Source organism: Variovorax sp. P4_B10, from assembly GCF_056402375.1.
Genome location: NZ_JBFUHN010000017.1, coordinates 68,192 through 87,620, shown reverse-complemented (window position 1 = coordinate 87,620; position 19,429 = coordinate 68,192). Strand labels below are relative to the sequence as shown.

General features: G+C 64.3%; 18 protein-coding genes. 3 read left to right on the top strand and 15 right to left on the bottom strand.

All coding sequences use genetic code 11. The features are described 5' to 3' along the window. A partial coding sequence (locus tag AC1DXX_RS11055; protein WP_478134230.1) for a beta strand repeat-containing protein occupies positions 1-3,429 on the bottom strand: 3,429 nt, incomplete at its 3' end. A gap of 438 nt (positions 3,430-3,867) precedes the next feature. Between AC1DXX_RS11055 and AC1DXX_RS11050 the strand changes: the two genes are divergently transcribed. After that, positions 3,868-6,090, top strand: a complete 2,223-nt coding sequence (locus AC1DXX_RS11050; RefSeq protein ID WP_478134229.1) for an O-linked N-acetylglucosamine transferase family protein — start codon at positions 3,868-3,870, stop codon at positions 6,088-6,090. Positions 6,091-6,151: 61 nt separating this feature from the next. On the opposite strand, the gene AC1DXX_RS11045 is transcribed toward AC1DXX_RS11050, so the two are convergent. Then, entirely contained in the window at positions 6,152-6,928 is a 777-nt protein-coding gene (locus tag AC1DXX_RS11045) for a hypothetical protein (RefSeq protein WP_478134228.1), read from the bottom strand. 255 nt (positions 6,929-7,183) lie between these two features. Between AC1DXX_RS11045 and AC1DXX_RS11040 the strand changes: the two genes are divergently transcribed. Both AC1DXX_RS11040 and AC1DXX_RS11035 read left to right on the top strand, forming a co-directional pair. After that, positions 7,184-7,768, top strand: coding sequence for a tetratricopeptide repeat protein (locus tag AC1DXX_RS11040; RefSeq protein ID WP_478134227.1), 585 nt, complete (start codon positions 7,184-7,186; stop codon positions 7,766-7,768). Between the two features lie 49 nt (positions 7,769-7,817). Further along, positions 7,818-8,291 carry a hypothetical protein gene (locus AC1DXX_RS11035; RefSeq protein ID WP_478134226.1) on the top strand — a complete coding sequence of 158 codons (474 nt, stop codon included), beginning with the start codon at positions 7,818-7,820 and terminating at the stop codon, positions 8,289-8,291. 27 nt (positions 8,292-8,318) lie between these two features. Here the strand turns inward: AC1DXX_RS11035 and AC1DXX_RS11030 are convergent, their stop codons facing one another. The 13 genes from AC1DXX_RS11030 to AC1DXX_RS10970 are packed head-to-tail and all read right to left on the bottom strand — an operon-like array spanning position 8,319 to position 19,406. Beyond that, entirely contained in the window at positions 8,319-9,575 is a 1,257-nt protein-coding gene (locus AC1DXX_RS11030) for a tetratricopeptide repeat protein (RefSeq protein WP_478134225.1), read from the bottom strand. A 35-nt stretch (positions 9,576-9,610) separates the two neighbouring features. Further along, on the bottom strand, positions 9,611-10,483 hold the full coding sequence (locus AC1DXX_RS11025; RefSeq protein ID WP_478134224.1) for a sigma-70 family RNA polymerase sigma factor: 873 nt from the start codon (positions 10,481-10,483) through the stop codon (positions 9,611-9,613). A 28-nt stretch (positions 10,484-10,511) separates the two neighbouring features. Then, the gene (fliP, locus tag AC1DXX_RS11020) at positions 10,512-11,480 is read right to left on the bottom strand and encodes a flagellar type III secretion system pore protein FliP (protein ID WP_478134223.1); all 969 of its coding nucleotides are present in this window, start codon (positions 11,478-11,480) and stop codon (positions 10,512-10,514) included. An 8-nt stretch (positions 11,481-11,488) separates the two neighbouring features. Beyond that, the gene (locus AC1DXX_RS11015) at positions 11,489-11,968 is read right to left on the bottom strand and encodes a flagellar biosynthetic protein FliO (protein ID WP_478134222.1); all 480 of its coding nucleotides are present in this window, start codon (positions 11,966-11,968) and stop codon (positions 11,489-11,491) included. A 57-nt stretch (positions 11,969-12,025) separates the two neighbouring features. After that, a complete protein-coding gene (locus tag AC1DXX_RS11010) occupies positions 12,026-12,478 on the bottom strand; it encodes a FliM/FliN family flagellar motor switch protein (RefSeq protein ID WP_478134221.1) in 453 nt (150 codons plus the stop codon). After that, entirely contained in the window at positions 12,475-13,446 is a 972-nt protein-coding gene (locus AC1DXX_RS11005) for a FliM/FliN family flagellar motor switch protein (RefSeq protein WP_478134220.1), read from the bottom strand. The genes AC1DXX_RS11010 and AC1DXX_RS11005 overlap by 4 nt, the downstream gene beginning before the upstream one ends. Next, complete coding sequence (locus tag AC1DXX_RS11000; protein ID WP_478134219.1) at positions 13,443-14,633, bottom strand: flagellar hook protein FlgE; 1,191 nt, start codon at positions 14,631-14,633, stop codon at positions 13,443-13,445. The genes AC1DXX_RS11005 and AC1DXX_RS11000 overlap by 4 nt, the downstream gene beginning before the upstream one ends. 39 nt (positions 14,634-14,672) lie before the next feature. Next, a complete protein-coding gene (locus AC1DXX_RS10995) occupies positions 14,673-15,074 on the bottom strand; it encodes a flagellar hook capping FlgD N-terminal domain-containing protein (protein WP_478134218.1) in 402 nt (133 codons plus the stop codon). After that, on the bottom strand, positions 15,074-15,940 hold the full coding sequence (locus AC1DXX_RS10990; RefSeq protein WP_478134217.1) for a hypothetical protein: 867 nt from the start codon (positions 15,938-15,940) through the stop codon (positions 15,074-15,076). Before AC1DXX_RS10990 ends, AC1DXX_RS10995 begins: the two co-directional genes overlap by 1 nt. Next, positions 15,937-16,452, bottom strand: coding sequence for a hypothetical protein (locus AC1DXX_RS10985; RefSeq protein WP_478134216.1), 516 nt, complete (start codon positions 16,450-16,452; stop codon positions 15,937-15,939). Before AC1DXX_RS10985 ends, AC1DXX_RS10990 begins: the two co-directional genes overlap by 4 nt. Further along, complete coding sequence (locus AC1DXX_RS10980) at positions 16,449-17,858, bottom strand: FliI/YscN family ATPase (protein WP_478134215.1); 1,410 nt, start codon at positions 17,856-17,858, stop codon at positions 16,449-16,451. The genes AC1DXX_RS10985 and AC1DXX_RS10980 overlap by 4 nt, the downstream gene beginning before the upstream one ends. Position 17,859: 1 nt before the next feature. Continuing rightward, on the bottom strand, positions 17,860-18,795 hold the full coding sequence (locus tag AC1DXX_RS10975; RefSeq protein WP_478134214.1) for a FliH/SctL family protein: 936 nt from the start codon (positions 18,793-18,795) through the stop codon (positions 17,860-17,862). Further along, positions 18,792-19,406, bottom strand: a complete 615-nt coding sequence (locus tag AC1DXX_RS10970) for a hypothetical protein (protein ID WP_478134213.1) — start codon at positions 19,404-19,406, stop codon at positions 18,792-18,794. Before AC1DXX_RS10970 ends, AC1DXX_RS10975 begins: the two co-directional genes overlap by 4 nt. Positions 19,407-19,429: the final 23 nt, after the last annotated feature.

Here is a 19,429-nt window from a genome sequence, read left to right as displayed (position 1 = left end):
GGCATCTCCCGCGTAGGCCGCGTTCAACTGAACGCTGTTTCCAAGTGGCAGATAGCTCGTCACCAGAGTCGCTACGCCGTTGGTGGCCTGCGCCGTTCCCAGGAACTGCGTGCCCGCGAAGAACGTGACCATGCCGCTGGCAGCGGCCCCGCTCACATTCGCCGTCAACGTGACAGGCTGGCCCTGTGCCACGCTCGTGGCAGAAGCTGTCAGGGTGGTCGAAGAAGGGGAGAGTTGAACCCCAGAGTTCCCCGCGGAGCTGCTGGTGGCGTTGTTGCCATCGCCGGCATATACCGCCTTGAACGGAGCGGCCGAGATCGGTCCGGAGTAGTTCAAAGTGGCCGTACCGTTGGCCAGCGACACCGTACCGATGGCGGTGGTGCCGTTGTAGAAGGTAACCGTGCCAGAAAGCGAGGTGGACGAGCCTTGCGCCGCGGTAACGTTGGCGTTGAGCGCCACTGCATTGGCAGGCCCCGCGACAACACGCAGTACCGTGGTTGTGGGGCTGGCCGCGATCGTGACGTTCGTGGATTGAGTCACATTGGCATGCACCCCATCTCCCGCGTACTCGACGCGAATGGCATTACTGCCCACAGGAAGACTGACCAGGGTCAGGAGCGCCAAGCCATTCACGGCGCTAGCGCTGCCCAGCAAGGCGTTACCGCTGTAGAAATTGACCTGGCCGGTGGCAGCGGTCAATCCCGAAGGCAGGCTGGTTGTGAGCGCTGCCGATAGCGTCACTCCCTGACCGTAAGTCGCACCAGAACTGGGGGACGCAGTCAGCGCCATGGTCGTCGTCGCGCCAGTGACCACCTTGGTCATCGCGGCGGAGATTGCCGACGGCCGGGAGGCATCACCTGAGTAGGCGGCACGGATGCTATTGATTCCGATGCCCAGTTCGTTGGTGGACAGCGTCGCCACGCCATTGATGACCGGCGCGCTGCCAATGACCGTTTCCCCGCTGAAGAAGGTCACCATGCCACCCGGATTCACACCTTCGATGTTGGCCGTCAGCGTCACCTGCGAGCCCAGCACGGCCGACGTTGCCCCAACATTCAGCGTTACACCGCCCACGGTCGCAGGATTCACCAACAGTTCGATGTTGGCCCCATTGCCCAGCAGACTTACATTAATCGGATTGGCCAATTGCGTCACGCTCAGGATGCGCGACACGCCGTCATAGGTCGTCTGCGTCACATACCCCAGCGCATCCACCTGCCATGTCAGCCGGTTGGCCGTGTCGTAGAAGCGCCAGACCTTCTGGTCCTGAGGCGTGCCCGCCGGCTTCACTGCGGCGAGGCTGGTGGTCGTGTTGTTTGCCGCCCATGCCGTGGTCGGCTTGCCCACGCCATCAACCAGACTGGCCGTGTCAATCCGGGTCGTATAGGCAATGGTCTCGCGCAACTGCCCGTTGGCGTTGTACACGTACTCGATCACCGCGCCGGTGGCATCGATGTCGGCGATCTTCCGGTCCGCCTCGTCGTACAGCATCCACTTGCGCACGCCCGTCGGGTCCTGCGTCATCAGCAGGTTGCCGTCCTTGTCGTAGGCGTAGGTGGTGGTGCCCAGCACGCCGGTGCCCGCGCTCTGCTGGGTCACGCTGACGAGGCGCCCGGCCTTGTCGTAGGCCGACACGGTGACCAGCCCATTGGCAATGGTCACGCTGGTCTTGCCGTTGGCGTCGTCGTAGCTGGTGATCGTGGTGTTGGGCGTGGTGCCACCGTCGAGCGACGGCGCGCTGACGCTGAGCAGCCGACCCAGACCATCGTAGGTGTAGGTGGTGACGGCCGTGGCGCCACCGACTGTCGTCGCCGGTTCGATCTTTTGCAGCAGCAGCCCGCGCGGATCGTAGATGTACTGGGTGGTCGCACCGGTGGCGGCCACGCCGCTGCCGTTGATCGCCGTTGCCGCATAGGTCGTGCTGCGGCTCAGCTGGCCACGGGGGTCATAGACCAGTTCAGTGAGCTCGGTGCGCGTGAGGTCCTGGGCGACGGCCCAACTGCTCAATTGCGCCTCGGTCGGCACCTCGGTGAGGGCCAGGGCCACCGTGTTGTACGCCGCGCCGGCGTACTTGATGGCGCTGGTGCGCTGGCCGTAGCTGTCGTAGCGGTACTCGGTGACATTGCCCTGCGGCGTGATCGCAAAGCGCAGCCGGTTGGCATTGCCGGCCGCATAGACGTAGCGCGTGGTCTCGGGCAGCGCGGCGTCCTTGTTGAATGTGCCGCGATCGACCACGGCCGCATCGGCATAGAGGGTGTCGGTCAGCAGCTGGTTGGCGCTGTTGTAGGTGCGTACGCGGGTGTCGCCGGCCGAATCGACTTCCCGGGTCAGGTTGCCGTGGTCGTCGTACTGCAGCGTGACCTTGTGGCCCTCACCGTCGGTGATGAGGGTCACGTTGCCCTGGGCGTCGTACAGGTAGCTGACCTGGCTCAGGCCGCTGGCGTTGGCTGCAGTGACGCCATTGCGCACCTGGGTCAGCTGGCCCTGGGCGTCGTACAGGTAGACCGACTGGGCGCCCAGGGGGTCGGTGACGGTGGTGGTGCTCTGGGCCGTGTCGTAGCTGAAGCGGGTGATGGCGCCGAGGGCGTCGGTGACGGTGGCGACCTTGTAGACACCACCCGCCTGGACGTAGGTGAAGCTGAGCTGGGTGCCGTCGCTCTGGGTGACGCTGGCCACGCGCTGGCTGGCGCCGTCGTAGGTGTAGGTGGTGACGTAGACGTCGTTGTCCGACACCGTGTTGTCGCCGGGCGAGAGGTCGACGGTGACCTGGGACAGGCGATCGTGGCTGTCATAGGCATAGCGCACGGTGGTGGTCGTGACGCCACCCGAGACGGTACGGATCTGGCTGAGGTTGGTGCCGCTGTAGTCGTAGTAGCTGACGTCGCCATTGGCGTCGGTGACGGACTGCACGGTACCGTTGGCGTTGTAGGCGTAGCTGACGGTGTTGCCGTCGGAGTCGGTGACGGAGACCAGGCGGCCGGCGCCGTTGGACTGGTAGCGCTCGATGCGGCCGGTGTCGCCGTCGGTCCAGATGAACTGGGAGGCGCCGCTGTCGTAGGCGATGGTGTCGAAGGCGCCGGAACCTGCGGGGCTGGAGTAGCGGCTCTGGGTGGCGTCCCAGGTGTAGACGGCCTGGGATCCGTCGCGGTCGGTGCGCGTGAGGGTGCTGCCGGCCGTGCCCACGGTGCCGGAAGTCAGGACGACTTTCTGGCCGAAGGCGCCGACGCTCCAGTTGTCGCCGTTGTCGTCGCTGAGCAGGCCCTGGCTGTTGTAGGTGCGGACAGCTTGGACGTCGAGCCCGCGGCCCATGAGCACGTCGTCGCGGTCCTGCAGCACGAGGTTGCCGTTGGCGATGTTGACGAAGGACTGTTCGCCGCTGCGCCCCTGMCCTGCCGTCCCCAGCTGACCGCGTTGCCCCAGGGTGGCCAACGAACTCAGGCTCAGACCCAGACTATTCCCACTGACGATTGCAACCATTTCACAGCCTCAAGATTTCCTGCGAACCGCCGAAACGGCAGCCGCGACAGAAGGCCACCCCCCTGAGGCTGGGCCCACCCACTGCGGACGGACCTACGGTTCAGGACAGCTCATCCAGCGAAACGCAGGTCTGTTTAGGGGATATCCGAGAAAACCAGTTGGTTATTGCCTTCTCCGGCCCAGATAGATGAATCGCGGGACATATGGCTCGAGACTCCTCGTGTAGAGGAGCACCGCCGCCGGGCAATCAAGTTGGCGACAAAACGACCACTGTGCTTACCCGGTCGCAACGTACGCTTGCTCCACGCATCTCAGATGCGCGGGGTGGTAGAAAATTGAGCAGAGCAAGCACGCGGACTGAGGCGTTTTGCAACAACTCAAGGAAAATCGATGGAGAGCACGACCGGAGAGATCGATCACGATTTCAACGCGATATTGCAAATTCACCAGGACGGCTTTCTGGACCAAGCGGAAGCCGGCTATCAGGAAATTCTGAGCCGAGCCCCCCGCCACCATCCGAGCCTTGGGATGCTTGGCATCCTGGGTATTCAGAGAAAACGTCACGACGACGCGTTGCGCTACGCCGATCTCGCGATCGCTATCGAACCGCGCATCTCGAATACGCATTCAACCCGCGGCAATGCCTTGCATGGACTGAAGCGCTACGAAGAAGCGATGGAGGCCTATCAGGTGGCGCTGACCCTGGACCCCGGCGCGCACGACGTTCTGACCAATCTCGCGAACTCGTTGAAACGCCTGGGCCAGTACGAGCGGGCATTTCAGTGCTACGACCGCGTACTGGCGATGTGCCCCACCTCGATCGACACGCACTACAACCGCGGCTTGGCATTGCTCGAGAAGGGGCGACATGCCGAAGCGCTGGCCGATTTCGATGCCGTGCTGGCAAGATCGGGCGATGACCTCGACGCCCAGTTCAGACGAATACATGCGCTATGCGGCTTGCAACGCTATCAGGACGCTCTGGCCGAAAGCAACAAAGCAATCGCACGCCACGCATCGTCGATGGATGCCTGGAGAGCCCACGGCCATGTGCTCCTGGGAATGGGGGATTCGGTGCAGGCAGCGCACGCGTTTGAGCGCACGATCGACCTTGGCGCATCGTCGTCGAGCGGGTGCGGGGAGGCTCACTTTCTTGCCGCGCGCGCACTCGTCACTGGGAGCCGACACGAAGAAGCATTTCTTCATCTCGAACAGGCCCTGAAGTCCGATCCTGTGCCAGCCTACGCCGCAGGAGACCATTTCCTTGCCATGGCCCAAACGCTGCGCTGGCAAGACTTCGATCAGGTCAAGGCCCGCCTGCGTGAAGACGTCATGCGGGGCGAGCCAGCTGCAACACCGTTCGTCATGGCAGTCGGCTGCGACGACCTCGAAGCGATCCGACAAGCGGGCACGACGTTCATCAAGCACTTTCTTCCGGATGACGATCCATTGCCGCTGCCCGAGCGCGCCAGCCACGAGAGGATTCGCCTGGGATATTTTTCCGCAGACTTCCATGCGCACGCGACCACGCTGCTGATCGCCGAGCTTCTTGAAAGCCATGATCCCGCGAAGTTCGAGGTGTTTCTCTTTTCCTTCGGGTCGTCGGCTTCCGACGACATGACAAGGCGCGTGTCCGAGTCGGTGGATCACTTTCTCGACGTCTCCAAGGAATCAGATGCTGCGATCTGCGCCTTGTCCCGCACCTTGGAAATCGACATAGCGATTGACTTGAAGGGCTACACGCAGAACTGTCGCCCGCGGATTTTCGCCGGTCGTGCCGCGCCCGTGCAAGTCAACTACCTGGGCTATCCCGCAAGCATGGGAGCCACGTTCATCGACTACATCGTGGGCGATGCGATCGTGACGCCGCCGGAACATACCCCCTTCTATGCTGAGCAGATCGTCACCCTGCCCCACTGCTATCAACCGAATGCCCCCGGCTTGCGTTCGATCGCACCCATGGGCGTCGACAGGGCGAGCGCCAGACATGCAGCCGGCCTTCCTGCGAACGGATTCGTATTCTGTTGCTTCAACAACACCTACAAGATCACCCCGACCGTCTTTGCGGTCTGGATGCACATACTCCATGCGGTGGCCGACAGCGTGCTTTGGCTGTATGGACCGGACGGCCGGATAGAGCCTCGCCTGCGACAAGAAGCGCTGAAACACGGCATTTCCCCCGAGCGACTCGTTTCTGCGCCACCGCAAAACTTGCCTGATCACCTCTGCCGGCATGCGTTGGCGGATCTGTTTCTGGACACGTTCCCATGCAATGCCCATACCACGGGGAGCGACGCTCTCTGGGCAGGCCTGCCGTTGCTGACATGCCTCGGAACAACGTTCGCCAGCCGCGTTGCCGCCAGCCTGCTCCATGCCGTTGGGCTGCCAGAAATGGTGATGCCCACTCTGGCCGCGTATAAGACAAGGGCCATTGAGTTGACAAGCGATCCCGACGAACTCCAACGCCAGAGAGAGCATCTACGCCTTGCAAGGACGAATGCGCCATTGTTCGATATCGACCGATATCGACGCGGCATCGAAGACGCGTACCGGATGATGCAGGAGCGCCACGTGCGACGTGAGCCGCCGATGCCCCTCGTTGTTCCGGCATGATCGGGCGGCAATTGCACCGCTTGCCATGAATGGCGTGCCACCTACCTCCAAGACATCGCTGCTACAGCGTCATATTGGCCCGCGAGATGGCGCCGATGTCCCCAATGTGGTCATAGTTGCCGCCGTGGGTCATCCGGAACCATGGAACGCCCCACACGCGACCGCCCGCCTGGCGCACCTTGTGGCAGAAAGAAATGTCCTCCGAGATGTGGAAACCGTCGACCACAGTGTCTTCGAAGAACAAGTGCAGCTCGACTTGCTGCGACCCCATTCGGACCCGCTGGACGCCGTGTGCTATCAGGCGCTCGAGAACGGAGCGTCCGATCAACATGACGCCAGTCCCGATGGCCTCGACCTCCACTGGACGATCTTCGAACACCTCGTCCATACGCCCCGATACCGGCTTGAACATGCCTTCGAACGAACCCGCCAGCGCGGCCAGGTCCCCAGCAGTCAATTGGGCCTGCATACGTGTCGCCGCCATCACACGCTCCCAGTTCAAGCGCTTGCGTGGACTGATGGCCGCAACAATGTCATGCGGCCCCAGCGACTCGCTGGCCGTGAGCATGCGCATCAAATCCTCTGGCGGAAATGACATGTCTGCGTCGATGAACAGCAGGTGAGAGAGGCGATCGTCGCGCAAGAACTCCTCGGCAAGCAGATTGCGCGCAACCGCGACCACACTCGAACTCGACGACCACAGAAGCCGGCACCCGATCCCCACGCTCATCGCCTGCGCCTGAATACCCAACAGCGTGTTGGTGTAGCTCATCAGCACCGTGTTGTTGTATGCCGGTGTGGCGATCCCCAGATTGACGTTTTTTTCTGCATTCGGCATCGTGCCTACCTTGAATGAATGAGATACGGAGTGTTCGCCAGAGCATGCTGATGAGCAAGTGCAAATGGCGACTCGTTTAGCGAAGGGCTCAATCCCCTTGGCAGTGCTGGGGTTTGGACTAAAACTTCTCTGGTTGGAATGGATATATAGGGCTAGACATCCATGACAGTTTTGGTTCCTAACGCTATCAAGTACGACAATGCGGCAAAGCTTGCGGTATAGCGAGCATTGGCCCCACCATCCAGCCACAAACCTATGAAACAGCCCGAGCCGACCTCCTTCGATGCCCTGATGTCCCAAGGCATGGCCGCCAGCCAGGCGAACGATGGCGTTCAAGCCATCGCGTGGTTCCAGAGGGCCAGCACAGCAGAGCCCGGCGCGGGTCTGCCTCAGTTCCTGCTGGGTGCCGAATTTGCCGCGCTCGGCGACATGGCGCAAGCCGAAGCCGCGTTCGCCAACGCGACCCGGCTGGCGCCTGGATTTCCGATGGCACGCTATCAGTTGGGGCTCCTTCAGTTCAGCTCGGGGCGCGCAGCCATGGCCCTGCTGACCTGGCAGCCGCTGCTCGGCCTGCCCGATACAGATCCCCTGCCGCATTTCGTGAATGGATTCGCAGCCCTGGCGCAAGACCGCTTCGACGAGGCTCTGCGCCACTACCAGCAGGGCCTGGCGCTCAACACCACGAATGAAGCGCTGTCTGGCGACATTGAAAAAGTCATCGCAGGCATCAAGGCGCTGAATCCGAACGTCTCGGCAGCCGGCAGCGAAGACTCATCCCACGACGACGCGGACAACCATGTGCTGCTGGCCAACTACCAGCAGCAGGGGCGAGCTCATTGAGCCTCGGACGAACTCTCCAACGCGGCGCCTGTACGACCGGCACACCGTCATGATTGATCCATCCACTCAACTGGCCGCGCTGATCCGTGCCCAATTCGCCGCGCAGTTCAGGGCTCAGAACCGGAATCGCCCCTCCGGACGCAACCCTGACTCACGCGATGTTCAGACAACGCGCGGCGAAGACGAGGGCCTGGCACCTACCGGTAGTCGCTCAGTCAACGCGGACAGCAGCGAAGAAGCGCAAATCCGGCAGATGGTGGCGTTGCGCGTTCGCGCCCTGTCACCAGACGACCCGCAACGACAAAGGAAAGCCTTTCGGCTTTTTCTCGAATCCGTTCTGATGCAGGAATTCGGCCGCGACCGGTTGGACGACAAGGGCTTCGACCAGATGGTCGATGCAGTCCTCCAGCGCATGGAGAGCGATGCCGAATTGAATGCAGCGTTGCACGAAGCAGGAAATCTCCTGCTTGCCGAGGCGACACCCGCCCATCCGCCCGTCAAGACTGAAAAGCCAAACCGCTGACACGGGGATATAAGGCCCCTTTCCAACCTATCCCTTGGTTGCGGATGCCGCAGGTGGCTGAAAAAGATCGGCCATATCGCCTCCCAGCGGCCCTGCCCTTCCCCCGAACAGCCGGCGCGCGAAGCGCTGCAGGTCAGCGGCATCCTTCACTTCGCCACTCAGCAAGGCTTGCGCATACCTTCCCGACAGATTGCTCCTGTCGAGTCGCAACGCAAGCTGCGCATGTTCCTCGGCCTCCTGACGCAGCGACAGCATGGCCAGAACAACCGCCATGCCGCCGTGACTCTCCGCAAAGTTCCGATCCAGTGCAAGTGCCGTGTCGAAACTCGCACGCGCACCCGCCAGGTCACCCTGCAGGATCTGTGTCCATCCCAGGCCGTGCCAGGTTCCGATATGGCTCGCCATGGCCGACACCGCTTCGTCGAAAGCACCACGGGCCGCCACCAGGTCGCCGCCCAGCAGCGCCGCGAATCCGCGCGTCGACCACGCCCGCCCATCGCCTGGCTGGCGTTGCAATGCGACATCGGCCAATTGGCCCGCAAGCTTGGCATCGCGCGCAGCAAGCGCCAGTGACGCCTGTGCTACCAGCGCCTCGACCGGATGATCGGCCGGCGAGTCATTCGACAGGCTGAGGCTGGACCAACGCTGCGCTGCGGCGAAATCCGACGCATCGATCGCGATCAGGCTGGCCACGCCGGCTGCCTGGGCATCAACTGCATGCTGCTGTTCCGCAGCACGCGTCCAGATCATCGCCCGATCAAGCTGGCCATCGTGATGCATCGCCCGCAGCCAGAGTTGTTGGAGAGCACGGGTCGCAGCCGCGGGATGAGCGTCGGAGTGGGATGCAACCTTGGTTGACGCGTCGAGGGTTGACGACAGTCGGGCGATGCAATCCGCAAAGCGACCTCGCCGGAACTCGATGAAGGCCAGGTTATGAAGCAGCACGTCGGCAAATCCGACAGGCGGATGAGGCGTCTTCGCCAGGACCTCGAGAACAGCGAGCGCCTCGTCGTAACGCTGCTGTGCGAGCCAGAAATCCCCCTCGCGAAGCTGCCACGCGAGCGGCTCGGAATTCAGCGTTTGGCCATGCTGCAAATGAAGACGAGCCCGCGTCCACTCGCTACACGACAGTGCCGTTTCGAACGCGTCGATCAATAGGGCGCCGTTCGAAGGGTCCTCTCGAAGAAAACCCTCCAATCGATCGAGGCGCTGGCGCACCACAGCAAGGTGGACATCGTCGGACGAAACAGCGGAAGAGATGGAAGGTGCGGTCGAATCTGTCATGAAAAATAGGAATGCTTGTCTGGTGAAGGGACATGTCACCACGATACGTCGCAGCGCGCATCCTTGCCGAGCAGCTCGCGCAGCCGCAACAGCCCTTCCCGATGCAACTGGGACACGCGCCCGCGCGTGATGTTCATTGAACTCGCGATCTCGCTGAACGGAATCTCCTGGAGGTAGTGGTATCGGATCACGGTCTTCTGCCGGTCGTTCAGCTGGTCCACCAAACCGCGCAAAACAGTGCGCAACTGATGGATCTCGGATTTTCGGAAATAGCTGACTTCGGGGGAAGGGGAATAGCCATCGCTGTCGAAGGCCTCGGCATCCACCATGCCGGTGTCTTCGAGCAAGACCCCCAACGCGATCCCGATACCGACCTCCGCCAGGTATCGGAACAACTTGTCCGCGTCGCGCGATGACACAGGATCGCTGGCAGCGCTCTCGCTGTCACTGGTCGCATCCGCAGATGCGGCCTCTTTGACAGCCTTGAGCCGATCCTGGCGCAGGCGCATCGTGGCGCTGATCTGCTGGTTCTTTTCGGTGAGTCGCGGCAAGCCATTAAGGATGGCGCCCTGCACGCGCTTGGCCGCGAAGGTCTTGAACTGAGCCCCTTGCGCAGGATCGAAACGATCCACGGCCTCGATCAGCCCGATACGTGCCAGTTGCAGGTAGTCCGCAAACTCGACGTCGTTGTGGGTGCGCCTCCCATAGACGGTGGCCGCCATCATCCGTGCGTATGGCAGATGGTGATCGATCAACTGCGCACGTGCACTCTCGTTCCCTTCCTTGCGCCAGCGATGCCAAAGCGAAGCCATGAGTTCCAAGATGTCCGGCGCCGCTCCATCGGCCTCGTCCTTCTCGATCGTCGGATCAAAGAACGACTGAGGAGGCGACGGCAGAGTTGAACTCAAACACGGCATGGTTGTGCGTTCAAGCGCCTCAGTGAAAACTGCCGACCAGGGCTTTGAGCACCAGGCTCCAGCCGTCGACAAGAATGAACATGAGTATCTTGAGCGGCAGCGCAATGGTGGTAGGCGGCATCATCATCATGCCAAGCGCCATGAGGATGCTCGAGACGATCAGGTCGATCAGCAGGAACGGCAGGAAGATCACGAAGCCGATCTGGAACGCCGCGCGCAACTCCGACAGCATGAACGAAGGAATGAGCTGTACGTTGCTGATGTCGTCCATCGACTTGGGCATGGGCGCCTTCGACAGCTCCACCATCAGCGCGAGGTCGGCCTCGCGCGTCTGCCGGACCATGAAGTCGCGCAGCGGCGTGATGCCCTTGCCGTAGCCCTCCTCCATCGACAGCTTGCCGGCCATGAAGGGTTCGAACGCGTCATGGTTGACCTTCTGCAGCACCGGCGACATGGTGAACAGCGTCAGGAAGAGCGCCAGGCCGATCAGCACGGTGTTGGGCGGCGTCTCGTTCATGCCGATCGCGTGGCGGAGCATGGAGAGCACCACGATGATCCGCAGGAAGCTGGTGAGGCAGACCAGCAGCGCCGGAAGAATGGCCAGCACCGTGAGGCCGAGCACGACGCGCAAGGCCTGTGCGGTTTCGGTCGCGGGGGTGGCCGACGGTACCGGTGTCGCGGCTGCGGCCGTCGACGCCGCCTTGGGGCGAACCGGGCTGGTGGCGGTGGCCGTTGCGGCCTTGGGTGCAGCAGCCGATGGCGCCGCCAGCGGGGCCGCCGCATCCGGCGCGGCGGCGGCCGGTGCCGCGGGTGGCAACGCAGGTGGCGCTTCCAACGGCGCACTGCCAGGCATCATTTCCGAAGCGGCATCGTCCCGCGACTGGGACCGGGCGTCATTCACCGGCAGGCCGAACAAGGCGGTGGCCAGCAGCATGAGTGCAAGGAGCATGTGCCAGGGCCGCTTCATGCGCAGCGCGAATGCTTTCACGCGACGCATCATCGCGTCTCCCCCGGCACGGCCGAAGTCGGCTTCACCGGATCGGCGGCAGACGAGGTTTCGGCCAGCAGTTGGATGGACTGTTCCGTGCACCCCAGCAACAACCGCCGACCATTCCACACTACGACGTGCAGGCTGTGGCGGGGCGACAGCGGCATGCACGATACCCTCTGGATCTCGTGCGAGGGCACCGTGTCCAGAAAGCCACCGAACCGCGTCCACCAGGCGCCCGAGGCCTTGGCCGGCCCTGCCCGCCGGCGGGCGATGACGACCGCGAGCGCCAGCAGCCCGCCCGCCATGAAGATGGCGATCCACCAGCGATCGTTCGCGGGTCCCGTGACTTCATTCGGCTGTTCCCGCTTGACCGGAATGCTGTCGGGCAGGCTGCCGGCCGATGGCGATTCGGCGCCACCGGCCCGCGTCTCCTGCGCCTGGCCGGGCGACGCCAGCAACAGCCCTGCCGCCATGGCAAGCCCCATCAGGCCCCTTCGAACAACGCCTCCGGTCCGCATCGGCCGCAACACTGCGTACATCCGTCAGGATCCCGAAGCCAGGCCCAAGGCAACAGGCAGCTCGGTGATGCGAACTGCAAAGTGGCCATCGACCGCCACCAGCTGGCCGCGCGCCACGACCTTGCCTTCGATGGTCAGGTCGACGGGCTGATCGAACCCTCGGTCGAGGCGCAGTACCTGATGCTCCCTGGCACCCAGCAGCTCTCCGACCGAGATCGTGGCTTCACCCACGCACACCTGCAGCTTGGCCTTGATCTGGTGCAGCGGGTTCCAGTCTCTCAGGATCGACGCGTCGGCTGCATGGTTCGCGGCGTCGCCTTCGGAGCCGACATGAAGATCGGGCAGCGCGATGATCTGCGCAGTGGGCAGGCCGCTGGCTTGCTGGGGACGCGTTCGGAGCTCGCCGCGCCCTTCGGCCGCGGTGTTGGCTGCGCCTGTGCGGTTGTCGGCAACGATTCCTTCCAGGGCTTTCGTCATGGGGTTCTTTCCTTCAATGGGTAGGTATTCGGGTTGGGGGCAACCGGCACGGCCAGCTCGACCGCGATGCGACCATCGCTTTGCCCCAGCCAGCCGTGGCATACGGGCGTGCCGTCCGCGCCAATGACCAATGCCGGTGAATCGAGCAGGTGCTCCAGCGGAACGACATCGTCGAGACGCAACTCCTGGAGCTGGCCCAGGTTCAGTTCTGCGCCGTCGAGCATGACGCGCAGAGCCACGCGCTGACCGGCCAGAGCCTGGGTCAGACGCTCCTTCGGCAACTTCTGCGCCGGGGCTGCAGGGGCGGATTTTTTTATCGCGGCCTGGTTGCCCAGCAGGGCCGCCACCACGGCATGCGGCAACCCGAGGCTCCATACGCCGCCGCACCAGGTCCAGCGCACGCAGAGAACGCCGGACCAGGGGTCCGAAGGAACGCTCGTTCCCGGCGCCCCTCTGGGCTGTTGAGGCTCGAGCGCAAAACCCGTCAACAGCGCACCGAGGCGCTGCAACCAGTCGGCCCATGCGGCGCGCACCACGGCAGGCGCGACCGCCGGAGCGACAGGCGCCGTGGCGGTCGCGGCCATGTCGAATGCAAACATGCGGTCCGCCATGGCCTGGAGGGCCGCCTGGGAGGCATCCCGGGCGCCTCGCGACAGCACATCCAGACCCGGCGCACTGGCCGCACCGACACGCCGTGGCGCTTCGGCGAAGGACCAGCAGGCGATGTCGTCTCCCGCCAGCACCAGTGTGCCTTCAGGCTCGACGACCTCGATATCGGCTTGCACCGATGCCGCTTCGCGCACGGGCATCCATTCGGCGCTCCAGTCGCGATGCACGGCGACAAAAAGCGTGCGCACGGCCTCTTTCTGCGCGGCTTCCCAGCTGCGCAAGGGGTGCGCCTTGAGCACCGATTCGGCGGGATCGAGCAGCGCGGAGTCCGCTGCACCGCGGGGAGACAAGGCGTTCATTTGCTCTTCATCGAGAACAGTTCCTGCAGCATGTCGTTGGCGGTGGAGATCACCTGCGAGCTGGCCTGGTAGCCGCGCTGCATGATCACCAGGTCGCTGAACTCCTGCGACAGGTCGACGTTGGAAATTTCGATCTGGCCCGCGCGAACGGTGCCGAACGCGCCTTCACCGGCCGCACCGAAGTGCCATGCGTTCTTGTTCAGTATTTCAAACTGGTTGTTGCCCACCGCGCCCACGGCGTCGGGTGAATCAAAACGCGCGAGCGCCAGGCGCGCACCCTTGGTGGTCTGGCCGTTCGAATAGCTCATCCGGAGCACGCCGTTGCCGTCGAATGCAGTACCGCTCAGCGTTCCCGGACCCAACCCGTCTTGCGAGTCCATCTTGAGGGTCGTGCTGCCGGCAAAGAGAACCGCGTCAGTGCTGAAGTCGAGCGTCAGCGCCATGGACGGCTGGTCGGCAGGCGCATATGTCATGTTCACCAAACCGGTCTGCGCCGTCGGCTTGCCGCCGATGAAAACGATCTCCCCGCTTCCCACGACCGAGGTGCCGTCCATCAATTGGACCTTGACCGTGGTCCCCGAGGTCGTTGCACTGGTGGTATTGAACTTGACGCTCAACGTATGCGTGACCCCTCCTGCATCGACAACCTGGACATTGCCGACGGCAGTTTGTTCAGTCACCGTGCTCGACAGGTTGCCCGAGAACTTGATGCGCGACGTCGGCTTGCCCTGGTTCAACATCTGCCCGGCGAGGCTGACTTCGACGAAGTTTCCGCTGTCGTCCATGCCCATGACCTTCTCGCCATTGCCCCGGCTCACCAGCACGCCGTTGTCGTCGAATTTGAACTGGCCGGCGCGGGTGTAGGTGGTCTTTCCTTCCGCATCCTGAAGCACGAACAAGCCCTGCCCGTCGACCGCCATGTCGAGGTCGTTGCCGGTCTGGCGAAGCTCGCCCTGCTTGAACGACATCGCGGTACCGGTGGTGTTGAGACCGAATCCGACCTGGTCGTAGTTCTGGCTGGCATTGCCGCCACTCAGGTTGCCGCCCGTATAGAACATGTCCGCAAACTGCAGGCTCGAACTCTTGAAGCCCGGCGTGTTGATGTTGGCGGTGTTGTTGGCAATCACGCGCAGGCCGCGCGAGTAGCCGAGCAGCCCGGTCATGCCGACGTAGATGGATTCAAGCATGGGACATCCTTTGCGAATTCAGATCGGGCCGTGCGGCAGTCATCGCACCGACACCAGCTGACTGAGCGATATGTTGCTCAGCGTGGCACCTGCCGTGGTGCGAACAGTGAGAAGGGGCGAGTCGCCAGACAGCGAGAGTGCGCTCACGGTCCCGGTGACGGAGCCGCTCGACGTCGTGATGTCGACCGTCTTCCCGATCAGGCCCACCGACTGCAACGCCGCCTGGTTGGTGATCAGCGTCGCGATCTTGTTGTTGAGCTGCTGGGTCTGCTCCAAGCTCGTGAACTGGGCCATCTGCGCCATGAACTGCTGGTTGTCCATGGGCTTCAGCGGGTCTTGGTAGGTCAGCTGGGTCAGGAGGATCTTGAGGAAATCCTCCATGCCCAGGCTGTTGGCCTGCAGGTTGGTCGTACCCGTACTGCTTATTGCATCAATTGCCATCACGCCCCCTTTGAATGAAATGAATCGACCGCGGTCGGGCGGCTGTCGCCGCCTGGAATGGATATGCCGCTGGCCACAGGTGCATCGACGCCATCGCGCCAGACGAGGCGACCGTTGCACACGACCTGATAGAGACGCTGGCCGCGGTCCTGCAGCATCCCGCGCTGCAGGTCTGCCACGATCCGGGGCAGCATCGCTGCCAGCGCATCGTCGTCCGCGCGCATGGCGATCCATACGGCCTGGCCTTCAGGCATGGACTCCTCATGCAGGCGCAGCGGCGCCTGGACATCGGATGTCGATGGCTGTTGCGCCCGGGATTCGGCGGACGCCTCGGCCTCTGCGTCCGGCGCGCTGCCGGCCATGGATTCGCCAGCTGTCCGAAGCAGGTTTCCGCCGCGGTGCATCTGCACATCCACTGGCGCCCTGGCTTCCGAAGGTGCCTCTGCGACGACCGCAGGGCGCATATCCGTGAAGAAACGAACGGTTGCGCGTGGCACTACTTGTGGGGCACCTTCGAAGACATCGGCCATGCCGATTCGCAGGCCCGCAGCGAGTGGCTCCAACGGCACGGCCGACGGGGGCACAACAGCACCCGGATTGCTGCCGACAAGTGCTCCTGGGACTTTTGTTGCATCGACCATCCCGTTGCGCGCCGGCGCCTCGGGCACACGGCTCGACGGTGTTGCGGCACTGCCTTTGCCCGTGGCAACAGGCGGCTTGAACCAGGTCGCCATTTGCGCCCGCTCCATCTCGCGCTGCCAGGCGACCTGCTGCTGCGCCGCATCGCCCTGGCCTGCAGGAGAGCCCTGCCGCGCAGGCAAGGCCGCTGCGTTAAGTGCAACTGCCGACATATGGCTGTTGCTCATTGCGATGACTCCACGACACGGCCGCGCACGGCAGCCGAGCGCGCGAGCCAGTCGCGGTCCTGCTCGTTGCTGTTGCGCTGGCGAACTTCGTCGGCGTATTGCGTCAAGGCATCCTCCTTGTGCTGGGTCATTCCGTCGAGGCGCAGTTGCAGCGCCATGCATTCCTTCCTCAGTCGATCTCTTTCGGCAATCTGCGCCTGTCGCTGCGCGTCCAGTTCCCGCCATTGGTCGCGCAGCTGGGTCAGAAAGCCGAGCGCATGCCGGTGGGCGCCGGGATCCATGCGCTGCACCAGCGCCTGTCCGGCCTTGCTGGCCTGCTCGTCATGCATGGCCTGCACATCGTTCATGCGGGCTTCCGTCTCGACGAGTGCCTGCTGCGCGCGCGCGAGCGACGCCATGAGCTTGTCCATGCGCCACTGCTGCCGCTGGCGTACCGGCTCGAGCGCATAGACGAAGCCGCGTACATCGACGTCTCGCGTGGGTGCGGGGACCTTGGTGGGTGCGGTGTTCATGGCTTGCGTCCGGCAGGCACGCTTGTGGATGCCGGTGCGAGGGCATCGCGCAGCCCCTGGATCGCCTCTGCGCGAGAGACGCCACCGGTGCTCTGCCGAAGCCACGACTGCAGCCCGGACTCGAGCTCGATCGCGCGGTCGAGTTCAGGGCTGGAACCCTTTTCGTAGGCGCCGATGTCGATCATCTGCCGATTGCGTTCCAGCACGGCCAGTTGCTGCACCGCCGATACCGCCAGCGCACGCTGCTCCTTGTCGGCCAATTCGGGCATCAGCCGGCTCACGCTCTTGAGCACGTCGATGGCCGGGTAGTGCCCCCGGTGCGCAAGATGCCGCGACAGCACGACGTGGCCGTCGAGAATGGCGCGCAATGCATCGGACACGGGTTCGTTGAGGTCGTCGCCTTCGACCAGCACCGTGAGCAGCGCGGTGATCGAGCCGCCGCCCGGCGCCGTGCCGCAACGCTCGCAAAGCTCCGGCAACTCGGCAAAGACCGACGGCGTATAGCCCCGCGCCGTCGGCGGCTCTCCCGCAGAGAGCCCGACCTCGCGCCGCGCCATCGCGAAGCGGGTGATCGAGTCCATGGTGAGCAGGACGTTGTGGCCGTCATCGCGAAAGAACTCCGCGATGGCGAGCGCGGCATAGGCCGCACGCAAGCGGGCCAGTGCAGGCTGGTCGGAGGTGGCAACCACCACGACCGAGCGCGCCAGTCCCTCGGGTCCGAGCTGTTTCTCGATGAACTCGCGCACCTCGCGACCCCGCTCGCCGATGAGCGCAATCACGTTGATGTTGGCCTGCGTGCCGGTATCGGCGTGCGTCTTGACATGCCGCGCCAGCAGGCCGAGCAAGGTGCTCTTCCCGACGCCGCTGCCCGCGAAGATGCCGATGCGCTGGCCCTGCCCGAGCGTGAGCAGGCCATCGATGGCGCGGATGCCGGTCTCGAGAACGCGCTGGATGGGTGGGCGCTGCATCGGATTGATGGGCGCGGCCTTGAGCGGCCTGCGCGCCTGGGTCAGCGGCCGGGGTTTGCCGTCCAGCGGATCGCCGAATCCATCGACCACGCGGCCGAGCAGGCTGTTGCCCACGCCGATCTGCGACTCCGCGCCGAGTGCCCGCACCTCGCAGCCGACGGCGATGCCTTCGACCGATCCGTAGGGCATCAAGGTGACGCGGCCGGGCTTGAGGCCCACCACTTCGGCGAGCACGCCGGGCTGGCTTTTCATGTCGCCGTCCCTTGCCGCGCCATCGGCGCGACCATGCGTCCTGACCATGATGCGGCAGAGCTCGCCCACGGCCGCATCGGGGCCGAGCGCGTCGATGGCGAGGCCCTGCATTTCCTTCACCCAGCCGATGCGGCGGTGCAATTCGGCGCCCTTCACGGCCTCGCGGTAGACGTCGAGCGCGCTCAACTCATGCCTCCACGGCGCGGGCCGCGGCCCGGGTTTGCAGCAGCAGCTCGCGCAACGCGGCCAGTTGGGTCTCGAAGCGGGCGTCGAGCCCGCCTTCGGGCGATTGCAGGATGCAGCCGCCCAATGCCACATCGGCGCTGGCAACCCATTGCACGTCGGCCCCGCCCAGTCCGCCCAGGAGGCCCTGCGTCAAGCCCTGGCCCTTCTGGAGCATGGCCAGATCGTCGGGGTGCACGTGAATCGCCACCAGCTTCCGGCTGCGCAGCCTGTCCATCGCCTGTGCCAGTTGCGCCCGCATCGCCTCAGGCTGCACGGCGCCTTCGCCCAGCGTGCGGCAGACGACCTCGAAGCACAGCGCGAGCATGTCGTCTTCCGCGGCAGCGAGTCGCGCTTCGATCCTCGGCGGCAATGCCGCAATCAGGCCATCCAGCACCTGGACGCGCGCTTGGTAGCCAGCCTGGGCCTGCTGCTGCAGCTCCCGCGTCATGCGCTCGGCGTGATCTTCCAGGTCGCGGGAAGCCTTCTCGGCAGCCTGTGCGGCAAGCAGCCTGGACTCTTCGTCGCCACGTGCGCGCCCCTCGATACTGCCTTTGGCAAAGCCCTCTTCGTAGCCTCGCTGACGGGCTTCTTCTTCGACCCGGGCCAGATCGGCCCAGGCATCCGGTGCGCTCCCTGGAGAACCGGTCGGCGTGGACGCTTCCATGCCCTGCGTCGGGGCGTCGGGCTTCGGCTTCCGGCTGGATTGCACCGACACCAGGCCGGGAGTGGAAAGCTGCGCCGGCACCTGCTGGCCGCCGGGGCCTTGGTTGTCCCGGCCGCGAGGGCGCGCCAGCGCCACTTGCCCCTGCATGACGACATCACGCAGGACGACCACCTGCGCACGCAAGTCGGCGTCCGGCGCCGCGGCGTCGCCCTGGTGTGGCAACCTGGGATTCATCGGCTCCAGCCCTGACGCAACGATGCGCCTCGAAACACCTGGCTGAACGAATGCCTCAGCCTGTGCCACGGCGCCGCCGCGGGTGCTTCGCCGACAGGGCGCTCCCGCAACCGCGCTGCCACCGTCGAGATCAATGCCGCACGCATGCCAGGCGGCGTCTGGAATCCTGGCGCCGTTGCAGACAGGCTGGCTTCGATCCGTCGCCGCTGACCGGGCTCCAGCGCGGCGAGCAAGTCTTCGCGCCATGGCCAGTCGGCCAGACGCAGGCACTCGGCGATCAGGCCCACTGGCTCGGTCCGCAGGCACGCCACGAGCTCACGCACCTGGTTGTCATCGAGCGCATGAAGCATGGCTTCGTCCGATACGGGAAACGGCTGCGGGGCCACGGCCGCGAACTCCTGTTCCGGCATTGCGGCAGAAGACGCACCGGCGGTCGCGTCGTCGATCAGCGCGGGATCTCTTTCGATGCCCAGGGCTTCCAACTCCGCCAGAAGCGGCATCAGGCCCGCGCGCTCCGACGCGGGCAGCGCCTCGAGCATCCATGACCGGTCTTCCGGGGACATCGCATGCAGCAACAGTGCCGCATGGCGGGCGCCGCGCGATTCGGGCACGCCGGTACCGGCGTTGGGTGCCT

Coding starts and splice junctions, on each gene's coding strand:
- AC1DXX_RS11050 (WP_478134229.1), top strand. CDS start 3,868: ATGGAGAGCACGACCGGAGAGATCGATCACGATTTCAACGCGATATTG.
- AC1DXX_RS11045 (WP_478134228.1), bottom strand. CDS start 6,928: ATGCCGAATGCAGAAAAAAACGTCAATCTGGGGATCGCCACACCGGCA.
- AC1DXX_RS11040 (WP_478134227.1), top strand. CDS start 7,184: ATGAAACAGCCCGAGCCGACCTCCTTCGATGCCCTGATGTCCCAAGGC.
- AC1DXX_RS11035 (WP_478134226.1), top strand. CDS start 7,818: ATGATTGATCCATCCACTCAACTGGCCGCGCTGATCCGTGCCCAATTC.
- AC1DXX_RS11030 (WP_478134225.1), bottom strand. CDS start 9,575: ATGACAGATTCGACCGCACCTTCCATCTCTTCCGCTGTTTCGTCCGAC.
- AC1DXX_RS11015 (WP_478134222.1), bottom strand. CDS start 11,968: ATGGGGCTTGCCATGGCGGCAGGGCTGTTGCTGGCGTCGCCCGGCCAG.
- AC1DXX_RS11010 (WP_478134221.1), bottom strand. CDS start 12,478: ATGACGAAAGCCCTGGAAGGAATCGTTGCCGACAACCGCACAGGCGCA.
- AC1DXX_RS11005 (WP_478134220.1), bottom strand. CDS start 13,446: ATGAACGCCTTGTCTCCCCGCGGTGCAGCGGACTCCGCGCTGCTCGAT.
- AC1DXX_RS11000 (WP_478134219.1), bottom strand. CDS start 14,633: ATGCTTGAATCCATCTACGTCGGCATGACCGGGCTGCTCGGCTACTCG.
- AC1DXX_RS10995 (WP_478134218.1), bottom strand. CDS start 15,074: ATGGCAATTGATGCAATAAGCAGTACGGGTACGACCAACCTGCAGGCC.
- AC1DXX_RS10990 (WP_478134217.1), bottom strand. CDS start 15,940: ATGAGCAACAGCCATATGTCGGCAGTTGCACTTAACGCAGCGGCCTTG.
- AC1DXX_RS10985 (WP_478134216.1), bottom strand. CDS start 16,452: ATGAACACCGCACCCACCAAGGTCCCCGCACCCACGCGAGACGTCGAT.
- AC1DXX_RS10975 (WP_478134214.1), bottom strand. CDS start 18,795: ATGAATCCCAGGTTGCCACACCAGGGCGACGCCGCGGCGCCGGACGCC.